The organism is Kribbella orskensis (assembly GCF_004342085.1).
GTDB lineage: Bacteria > Actinomycetota > Actinomycetes > Propionibacteriales > Kribbellaceae > Kribbella > Kribbella orskensis.
Genome location: NZ_SLWM01000004.1, coordinates 651,685 through 660,448 on the forward strand (window position 1 = coordinate 651,685; position 8,764 = coordinate 660,448).

The following is an 8,764-nucleotide window of genomic DNA, read 5'->3' on the forward strand; positions in this document are numbered from 1 at the left end:
GGGAAACGGGTTTCCGTCTTGATGACGGCGGATCTCGTGGCCTCGGCCACTGTCTGGTGTCCCGTTCCCGGCGAGCCGGTCGGCTCCCCTGCATTTCCAGCATCGGGCGGGACCGGTCGGATGTTCAGGGCCGAAGGTCCCGAACTTGTGGGACGGTGGGCCGAGAGCCTCCAGGCCCTGCGCGAGGTGACCTTGGGCCCTGGAGCGGGTCCGCGACGGCCACCAGAGTCGAACCATGAAGAACTCTCCGACCCCTGGACCGGTGACGCTGAGACCTTCACCGACTGCCCGGCGAACCGCCCTGGTGACAGAGACGCTGGCGTACCTGGGCGGCGTCGTGGTCCTGGTCGGTGTGGGCCTGATCGCCGCGCGGTACTGGCGCGACCTGCACGAGACCACTCGGCTCGCCATCGCCGGCGTGGCCGCCGCCGCACTGCTCTGCGCCGCACTCGCCGTACCCACCGACAAGCCCGCGGGCCGTCGGATGAGGATAGTGATCTGGCTGCTCTCGACCGCCACGGCAAGCCTGTTCCTCGGACTCCTCGGCGGTGAGGTGCTCGGCTGGCGCGCCATCGACACCACCCTGCTCATCGGCGTCGGCACCGCCTTGTACTCCGCAGCGCTGTGGCTTTGGAGTGGGCGCGCTGCCGCACTGCAACTAGCCTTCCTCACGGCGACGCTGGTCAGCGCGGGAGCGATCGGCGCCCACCTCGACGAACCGTACTGGCCCGGCCTGGCGGTCTGGTTCGCAGCGCTGGAGTGGCTCCTGCTGGGGCACAGCGAGATCGTGCCCTCCCGCCGGCCGACGCAGGTGGCAGCATCCATCGGTCTCTTCGTGGGCATCGGCCTGACGATGCCGCAGGACATCGGCATCCTGCTGGGCCTGGCCACCATCACCGGCCTGCTCATCTACGCCGTCCAGATCTGGGACCTGCTGCTGATCCTGATCGGCATTGCCGGTGCTCTGCAGATCCTGCCGATCGCGGTCACCCAGTGGTTCCCCGGCCGGCTGGCCGCACCGATCGCCCTGCTGATCGGGGGTGCCGCCCTGGTCGGCGCCGCGATCGCGATAGCTCGCAGATCCGACGCCCGACGCTCACACGCCGGACCCGGAGAAGGTCCGACGATCGATGCCGGCCGGTACGACGCCGTGGTGTTCGACCTGGACGCGGTGGTCACCGAAGACGGCAGGCATACCTTCCCGGAAACCCTCGCCCTGATCGATCGGCTCGCCGCCGCAGGCCTGACGTACGCGGTGACCTCCGCGAGCAGCACCGCCGACGAGGTTCTGACCGCCGCGGGCCTGCAGGATCTCTTCGACGTCCGTGTGGACGGCCGCGTCGCCAAGGAGCTGGGCCTCCCGGAGAAGCCGGATCCAGCGATGCCCCTGGTCGCTGCACACCGCCTCGGGGTCACCCCGTTGCGGACGGCCGTGGTGGATACCGGGCCGGCCGGCGTCGAGGCGGGCCGGAACGGTGGTTTCGGCCTCGTGATCGGGGTGGAGCGTTCGGGCCACGCCGCCGAGCTCATTGCGCACGGAGCGGACCTGGTCGTCCCAGACCTCGCCGAGGTCGCTGTCACTCCCGACCGCGAGCCGGCCCGATGAACGAGTGGATGCTGCGCTTCGACGACTACGACCCGGCCGACGAGCGCCGGCGCGAGGCTCTGTGCACGGTCGGCAACGGGTATTTCGCCACCCGCGGCGCCTGGGCCGGTTCCCGGGCCAGTGACCATCACTACCCGGGCAGCTATGTCGCCGGCCTGTACAACCGCCTCTGCGACGACATCGACGGCCGCACGGTCGAGAACGAAAGCCTCGTCAACGTCCCTGACTGGCTACCGCTCGAGGTCGCGATCGACGACGGCGAGTGGCTCACCCCGGACAACTCGCAGGTGCTCGACCACCAGCTGGAGCTCGACCTGCGCCGCGGCGTGCTGACCCGGCGTTTCCGCCTTCGCGTTGCCCAGGGCAACATCATCGCCGGGGTCGAACGACGATTGGTGAGCATGGCCGATGCCCACCTGGCAGCTCAGAGCCTCGCCGTCACCGCCGAGAACTGGTCCGGAGTACTACGGATCCGGACCGGCGTGGACGGCTCGGTCACCAACGGCGGCGTCGACCGGTACCAGAAGCTGTCCGGCCGGCATCTCGTCGAGATCGAACCTGCCGTCCAGGACAATGCGACCGCACTGGTGGTCGCCAGGACGAGTCAGTCGTACGTGCGCATCGCCGTTGCCAATCGCACTGCCGTCTTCCACAACGGAACACCTTGTGAGAGCGGGTGGACGAACTCGGTCGACGCCACGACGGCGTACCACGAGGTCGCCGTCGCGGTACAACCCGGTGACGTCGTCAGCGCCGACAAAGCCGCGGTCGTCCACACGTCGAGGGATGTGGCGATCTCGGAACCGCTTCAGGCATGCCTTGCCGCCCTGCCCGGCCTGCCCGCGTTCGACCGTCTTCTCGAGCCGCACGTCCTCGCCTGGTCCCACCTGTGGCGGAAGTTCGCGCTCGACCTGGAGGAACCTGCCGACGGCACGCCGGCGGCCGTGCGGCTGAACCTGTTCCATCTGCTGCAGTCCGTGTCGCCGCACAGCGCGGACACCGACGCCGGCGTACCGGCCCGCGGTCTGCACGGAGAGGCCTATCGAGGGCACGTCTTCTGGGACGAACTGTTCGTCTTTCCCGTCCTGACCTTGCGGATGCCGGCCTTGACCCGGGCACTGCTGCGTTACCGGCACCGCCGCCTTCCGGCCGCACGCCGGGCGGCCGCCGCAGCCGGCTACCCCGGCGCCATGTATCCGTGGCAGTCCGGCAGCGACGGCCGCGAGGAGAGCCAGACCCTGCACCAGAACCCGCTGTCAGGACGCTGGACTCGTGACGCCACCTCCCTGCAGCGCCACGTGGGCCTGGCTGTCGCCTACACCATGTGGCAGTACGTCGAGGCGACCGGCGACGAGGAGTTCCTCGCCGACCACGGCGCCGAGGTCATCCTCGAGGTGGCCAGGTTCTTCGCCGGTCTCGCGAGCTACGACCAGGCTCGGGACCGCTATGTGATCAAGGGAGTCGTCGGGCCCGACGAATTCCACACCGGGTATCCCGAGCGTCCCGACGCGGGCATCGACAACAATGCCTACACCAACGTCATGGCGGTGTGGCTGTTCCGCCGTGCGGCTGAGGTGCTCGAGCGACTGCCCAGCCGGCGGCGGACGGAGCTCACCGAGTCGATCGGGCTGCGGCCGCAGGAACTCAGCCGGTGGGACGAGCTCACCCGGCGGATGTACGTGCCGTTCCACAACGGCGTGATCAGCCAGTTCGAGGGCTACGCGGACCTCGACGAACTCGACTGGGATCGCTACCGCCGCAAGTACAGCGATCTCCGGCGGCTGGACCGGATCCTCGAGGCCGAGGGACTTGCGGTGACGGCATACCAGGTGTCGAAGCAGGCCGACGTGCTGATGTTGCTGTACCTGCTGCCTCGCCAGGAGCTGTACGAACTGCTGGCCACGCTCGGGTATCCGACCAAGGCCGACACGATCCGCCGGACCGTCAGGTACTACCTCCCCCGCACCTGCCACGGCTCCTCGCTCAGTGCCGTCGTCCACGCCTGGGGTCTCACCTCGCTCAACGCCGACCGGGCACTGGAGTTCCTGGTGCAAGCCCTGCACAGCGATTCCGGCGATCCAGCTCAGACCGGGACGACCGCGGAGGGGATCCACCTGGCCGCGATGGCCGGCAGTGTCGATCTCGTCCAGCGCTGCTTCACCGGCCTCACCCTGTCCGGTGACGAGCTGAGATTCGCGCCACGGTGGCCGGTCAGCCTGGGCCGGATGCGGATGAATCTGCGGTACCGCGGGCATCACCTCACCGTGCGGGTCTCGGCCGACGGTCTCGCCGTCTCCGCCGACGCCGGCCGCGCCGATCCGATCAGGGTGCGCTGCCACGGCACGACGAAATCTCTGGCCGCCGGCCGGACCGTGGAGTGGCCGGCGCGCTGAGGCCCGAAGGGCCCGCGACCTCGGGACCAACAGCCCTGCCCCGCGTGGCGCAGTGGAGACACAGTCGGAGTAGATCATCCAGCTCCGAGGAGGAACCATGTCGTCACAGACCGCCCCGGTAGTCGTCGGGTACGACGGCTCGCAGGCGAGTACCGCAGCATTGCGGTGGGCCACGGCCGAAGCCGTTCGCGAGCACGCGCCGCTGCGAATCGTCGAGGCTTTCGAGCTGGAGATCGTGAGCCGCCCCTCGCCCGGCAAGGTCGTACCACTGGAGGCGCTCAGGACCGTACGTGAGCGTGGGCTCGAAGCGTTGGCGGATGGCATCCGGCTGCAGTACCCCCGGCTCGACGTACAGACCCTGCTGCTCGAGGGCTCTCCCGCCGCATCCCTGATCGAGGAGACGGCGCAGGCGCGGCTGGTCGTGCTGGGCACCCGCGGCCTCGGCGGATTCAGCGGGGCCCTCCTCGGTTCGGTAGCCGTCCAAGTCAGCGCCCACGCGCACAGCCCGGTCGTGATCGTGCCCGCGGACCCGCGGCCGAGCGCGCACACCACACCCACCGTGGTTCTCGGTGTCGACGGCTCGAAGGTGTCCGCGCGGGCGACCGACTTCGCGTTCGAGCAGGCCGAGGCGGTCGGCGCCCGGCTGGTGGTCGTGCACGCCTGGCACAGCCCGTTCTCGACGTACGAGCACGGCAAGGGCGAGCTCGTGTTCGACAAAGCCGAAGTGCAGAAGGCGGCCGAGGTCCTGGTCGCCGAAGCGCTCGCGGGACCGCTCGCGGACTATCCCGACATCGAGGTCGACGTCCGGCTCATTCCGGGCCCGCCCGCCCGCGCGGTCCTGCAGGCCGCCGAAGGCGCGGACCTGGTAGTGGTGGGCTCACGCGGTCGGGGCGGTTTCACAGGCCTGCTGCTGGGCTCCACGGGCCAGCACGTCCTGCACCACGCCCGCTGCCCGGTGGCCATCGTCCGCTGACCGATCCGCTGCGCTGCACCGCTCAGGCAACAAGCCGGCGGTGCAGCCGAGCGGACGCAGCCACCAGCAGCCCGGCCGCGAAGAGGACGAGCACACAAAGCGGTGCGGCGATGTCGCCGACGGTCCCATCCTTGGACAGCACGGTGATCCAGGCATCCACAGCCCAGGCGTGCGGCGTGACATGACCGAGAGCGCGGACACCGGCGGGCACGATCTCGAGCGGCCACAGGCAACCGCCCAGCATCGCAAAACCGATGCCGATCACCGGTCCGATCGACGACGCCTGCTCGGGCGTGCGGAACAGGCTCCCGCTCAGCATGCCGGCACCCGTTCCGACCAGCGCCCAAGCGCCGCGACCGTGACCGGGCGCGCCTGGTTCGCCAGTGTCATCTCGGTCCCTTCGCAATTCGTCCGACCGTTCCAGCGTCACCGTCCGGTCAGGCCGCCGACAGGGCTCTAGGACTCTTCGGGTGGAGGCCTTCGGACCTTGGCCGCCAGGCCTGTTCAGGAGTCGGGACCTTCGGCCCTGCCGGGAGTCGGACCGAGGCTGTGTGCTGGAACCGTCGGACAGAGGAGACGAACTCATGCACACGGCCCTGATTGAGACCCGGACTCTCGCCGCACAACCCACCGCCGTTCGGCGGGCAGTACTCGAATCCACGAAGCTGACCGATTGGCTGCCCGGCGCTCTGGTCGAGATCGCGGAGGCCCTTCGCCTCCGCAGGAACGCACCGAACGGCTTCCCGTTCGCCCGGTATCACTCGACGACCACCGGTCTGCTTGCGGTCGAGGCCGGTTTCCCGATCCCGACACGGGTGCTGACCGATGGCCTCGTGCAGGCTTCCAGCCTCCCCGCCGGGCCTGTCGCGGTAACGATGTACGTCGGCCCGTACGACCGGATCGGCACCGCGCACGACCTGATCCGCGACTGGCTCCGCCGATGCGGCGCCTCCCCGGATACCGAGGGCTGGGAGGTCTACCACCACCCGCCGATCGGGGACCCCGACAACTGGCGCACCGAGATCGTGCAGCCCTATCGGCTGACTACCTCAGCAACACGTCGCTGATCGGGCGGCGCGGCGTCGGTGGGACCGGCGGGCCGTACCCGAAGCGAATGACAGCTTGCGGGCGCGTCCAGCTGCCCAGCGGATCGTGGACGAGCCAACGCAAGGTGTCGTGCTCGATGGCCTGGTTGAGCAGCGAGGTGGACAGCCCGTTCGCCGTTGCCTCCAGCAACACTCGCTGCATCGCCTGACCGGCTCGCAACCACTCCGCCGGACCATCCCGGCGGGTCGCCAGGATGGCCAGCTGCGGCTCCTGCTCGAACGTCGCCATCGGCCGGCCCGAGTCGGCCGGCATCGCTGCCATGTCCCTGGCCGGCGAGTCCGGCGACGTGGCCCGCGGGCCCAGGGCGGTGGACGGGATCCCGTCTGCCGTCCGGTCGCCACCCACCCACAGCCTGCGTTCCTCGGAACGAGCGGCGTTCCGATCGTCCTCGAGATCCGCGTCGTTCGTGGCCAGGTACAACCATTTCAGCCGGGCGCGGTCGCCGATCCACTGCAGTTCGGTCCCTTCGAGCCTCGAGCTGACGTCGAGCAGTCGCCGCACCTCGTCCGGTACTCGCCGATCCTGGTACGGCTGCCGGTTCGTCCGCCGCACCTGCAAGTACGGCGCCAATCGGTAGAGCTCCTCGGTCTCTGCCCCTGCCCCGACGAGCTCGACCTCCGCGACCAGATCCGGTCGCGCGCGATCAAGCACGCTGCGGACCTGGCTGCCGTAAGCCAGGTGGGCCGCCTCGACCCGGAGGTTGAAGACGGCCGCCCCCAGGGACACGTGAAGCATCCGGCGATCCGGATCCTCCGCGGGCAGCTCACGCGCACGGTCGCGATGGACCTCGATCACGCAGCCGTCGAAGCGGAACCTCCACGGCTGCGTGTTGTGCATCGACGGCGCCGCGACGGCTGCCCGGAGCAGCTCGTCACGGTCACGCCCCGTCGGTGGCAGCATGGCCTCAGGCCTCGAGGTCCTTGGACTCGTCGCTGAACAGAGCCACCTTCAACGCGCCGGTCTCGCCGGCCCGCGAGAACACGTCGTACGCGTCCTGCATCTCGTCGAGGCCGTAGCGGTGGGTGATCAGACCCGGCATCGCCAGCCGGCCGGCGGCCAGCATCGACAGCAGCCGGGGCGTGGTGGAGGTGTCCACCAGACCGGTCGTGATGGTGACGTCCTTGATCCAGAGCTCCTCCAGGTGCAGCGTCGCCGGCGCACCGTGGACACCCACGTTCGCCACCCGGCCACACGGCCGGATCACCTGCGTGCACAGCTCGAAGGTCGCGGGCACGCCGACCGCCTCGATCGCCACATCGGCGCCGAAACCACCGGTCAGTTCCTTGATCGTGGCGACGACGTCGTCATCCGGCCCGAACGCCAGATCCGCACCGTGATCCAGCGCAGCCTTCTGACGCGCCGGCGCGGAGTCGATCACGATCACGCTGGACGGGCTGAACAGCTTGCTGGTGGTGATCGCCGCGAGTCCGATCGGTCCGGCACCGACGATGACGACGGTGTCGCCCGGTGAGACCTGGCCGGCCAGGGTGCCGACCTCGTACGACGTCGGCAGGATGTCGGCCAGCAACAGCGCCGACTCGTTGCTCACGTTGTCCGGCAGCTTGTAGACAGACCGGTCGGCGAACGGCACCCGGACCTGCTCGGCCTGGGTCCCGTCGATCAGGTGCCCGAGGATCCAGCCACCGCCGCCGAGGCACTGACCGTACCGGCCCTGCCGGCAGTACTCGCACCGGCCGCAGGAGGTGATGCAGGAGATCAGCACCCGGTCGCCGGACGTGACGCCACGGACGCTGTCACCGACCTCGGTGATGGTACCGACGGCCTCGTGGCCGAGGATCCGGCCGTGGTCGACGGTCGGTACGTCGCCCTTCAGGATGTGCAGGTCGGTGCCGCAGATGGTGACGGCATCGACGCGCACGATGACGTCCTCCGGGTCCTGGATCACCGGGTCGGGCATCTCTCGCCAGCTCCGCTGTCCGGGTCCGTTGTAGACAAGCGCCTTCATGGTCGGTCGACCTCCATAGCTCGAAGTTCTCTGTCCCCTCGACCCTCCGCCACCGGGCAGCCGCCGGGCAGGGCAGAAACGCACTTCCTGGGCGGGACCTTCGTCGGGTCCGCGAGGGTCGTTGCACCCTGGCGGCACGTCCGCAGCGGCGACTGGACTGGAACAGAGAACTGCCTAGCAAGAGGTTCCTGCCATGTGCGCACAACACCGCCCGACGATCGTGGTCGGGATCGACGGATCACGCGACGGCCTGCTCGCACTCGACTGGGCGGTCGATCTCGCCGCACGCCGCGGCTGGACGATCCGCGCGATCCATGTCCTCGACGAGACCCGGCCCACCCATCCGCTGCCGGCCACCTCCGGCCCTGACGACGGCACCGAGGTCCTGGACGACGCGGCCGACGAGCTCGAGCGGCTGGGCTTCACCGACGCCACGCTGGATCTCCGCCTCGGCCATCCCGCCGTGATCCTGCTGGCGGCGGCCACTGATGCCGCACTCCTGGTGACCGGCCGGCGCGGCGCCGGCGGGTTCGATGAGCTGGTCGTCGGCTCCGTCTCGCAGGTCTGTGCCGCCTGCGCCCAGACCGCGCTGGTCGTCGTACCGGACACCTGGAAGCCCGACGAGCCCGAGTTCGGACTCGTCGCGGTGGGCGTGGACGGATCTCCTTCCTGCCAGGCAGCTCTCGGCTTCGCCTTCGAGGCGGCCGCCGAGCGCGGGG

The 8,764-nt window shown here is 69.6% G+C and carries 8 protein-coding genes; 5 read left to right on the forward strand and 3 right to left on the reverse strand.

Features of this window, described 5'->3' with window-relative positions; translation table 11 throughout:
- Window positions 1-235 precede the first annotated feature (235 nt).
- The 3 genes from EV644_RS45320 to EV644_RS15275 all read left to right on the forward strand — a co-directional run bounded on the left by EV644_RS45320 (window position 236) and on the right by EV644_RS15275 (window position 4,972).
- Window positions 236-1,606 (forward strand): HAD family hydrolase, encoded by a 1,371-nt coding sequence (locus EV644_RS45320; RefSeq protein ID WP_132188901.1) that lies wholly within the window; start codon window positions 236-238, stop codon window positions 1,604-1,606.
- Window positions 1,603-3,999, forward strand: coding sequence for a glycoside hydrolase family 65 protein (locus EV644_RS15270; RefSeq protein ID WP_132188902.1), 2,397 nt, complete (start codon window positions 1,603-1,605; stop codon window positions 3,997-3,999). Before EV644_RS45320 ends, EV644_RS15270 begins: the two co-directional genes overlap by 4 nt.
- Window positions 4,000-4,096: 97 nt before the next feature.
- Complete coding sequence (locus EV644_RS15275) at window positions 4,097-4,972, forward strand: universal stress protein (RefSeq protein ID WP_132188903.1); 876 nt, start codon at window positions 4,097-4,099, stop codon at window positions 4,970-4,972.
- Window positions 4,973-4,994: 22 nt separating this feature from the next.
- Here the strand turns inward: EV644_RS15275 and EV644_RS47155 are convergent, their stop codons facing one another.
- Window positions 4,995-5,558, reverse strand: a complete 564-nt coding sequence (locus tag EV644_RS47155) for an ABC transporter permease (protein ID WP_132188904.1) — start codon at window positions 5,556-5,558, stop codon at window positions 4,995-4,997.
- Here EV644_RS47155 and EV644_RS15285 point away from each other — a divergent pair.
- Window positions 5,557-6,039, forward strand: a complete 483-nt coding sequence (locus EV644_RS15285; protein ID WP_132188905.1) for a GyrI-like domain-containing protein — start codon at window positions 5,557-5,559, stop codon at window positions 6,037-6,039. The two genes, EV644_RS47155 and EV644_RS15285, sit on opposite strands and share 2 nt — an antisense overlap.
- Here the strand turns inward: EV644_RS15285 and EV644_RS15290 are convergent.
- Window positions 6,017-6,979 carry an Acg family FMN-binding oxidoreductase gene (locus EV644_RS15290; RefSeq protein ID WP_132188906.1) on the reverse strand — a complete coding sequence of 321 codons (963 nt, stop codon included), beginning with the start codon at window positions 6,977-6,979 and terminating at the stop codon, window positions 6,017-6,019. The two genes, EV644_RS15285 and EV644_RS15290, sit on opposite strands and share 23 nt — an antisense overlap.
- Before the next feature lie 4 nt (window positions 6,980-6,983).
- Window positions 6,984-8,045 (reverse strand): zinc-dependent alcohol dehydrogenase family protein, encoded by a 1,062-nt coding sequence (locus tag EV644_RS15295; protein ID WP_132188907.1) that lies wholly within the window; start codon window positions 8,043-8,045, stop codon window positions 6,984-6,986.
- Between the two features lie 193 nt (window positions 8,046-8,238).
- On the opposite strand from EV644_RS15295, the gene EV644_RS15300 reads away from it, so the two are divergent.
- Window positions 8,239-8,764: universal stress protein (locus tag EV644_RS15300; RefSeq protein WP_132188908.1), on the forward strand; the 526-nt coding region annotated here is incomplete at its 3' end.

Coding starts and splice junctions, on each gene's coding strand:
- EV644_RS15275 (WP_132188903.1), top strand. CDS start 4,097: ATGTCGTCACAGACCGCCCCGGTAGTCGTCGGGTACGACGGCTCGCAG.
- EV644_RS15285 (WP_132188905.1), top strand. CDS start 5,557: ATGCACACGGCCCTGATTGAGACCCGGACTCTCGCCGCACAACCCACC.
- EV644_RS47155 (WP_132188904.1), bottom strand. CDS start 5,558: ATGAGTTCGTCTCCTCTGTCCGACGGTTCCAGCACACAGCCTCGGTCC.
- EV644_RS15290 (WP_132188906.1), bottom strand. CDS start 6,979: ATGCTGCCACCGACGGGGCGTGACCGTGACGAGCTGCTCCGGGCAGCC.
- EV644_RS15270 (WP_132188902.1), top strand. CDS start 1,603: ATGAACGAGTGGATGCTGCGCTTCGACGACTACGACCCGGCCGACGAG.
- EV644_RS15295 (WP_132188907.1), bottom strand. CDS start 8,045: ATGAAGGCGCTTGTCTACAACGGACCCGGACAGCGGAGCTGGCGAGAG.
- EV644_RS45320 (WP_132188901.1), top strand. CDS start 236: ATGAAGAACTCTCCGACCCCTGGACCGGTGACGCTGAGACCTTCACCG.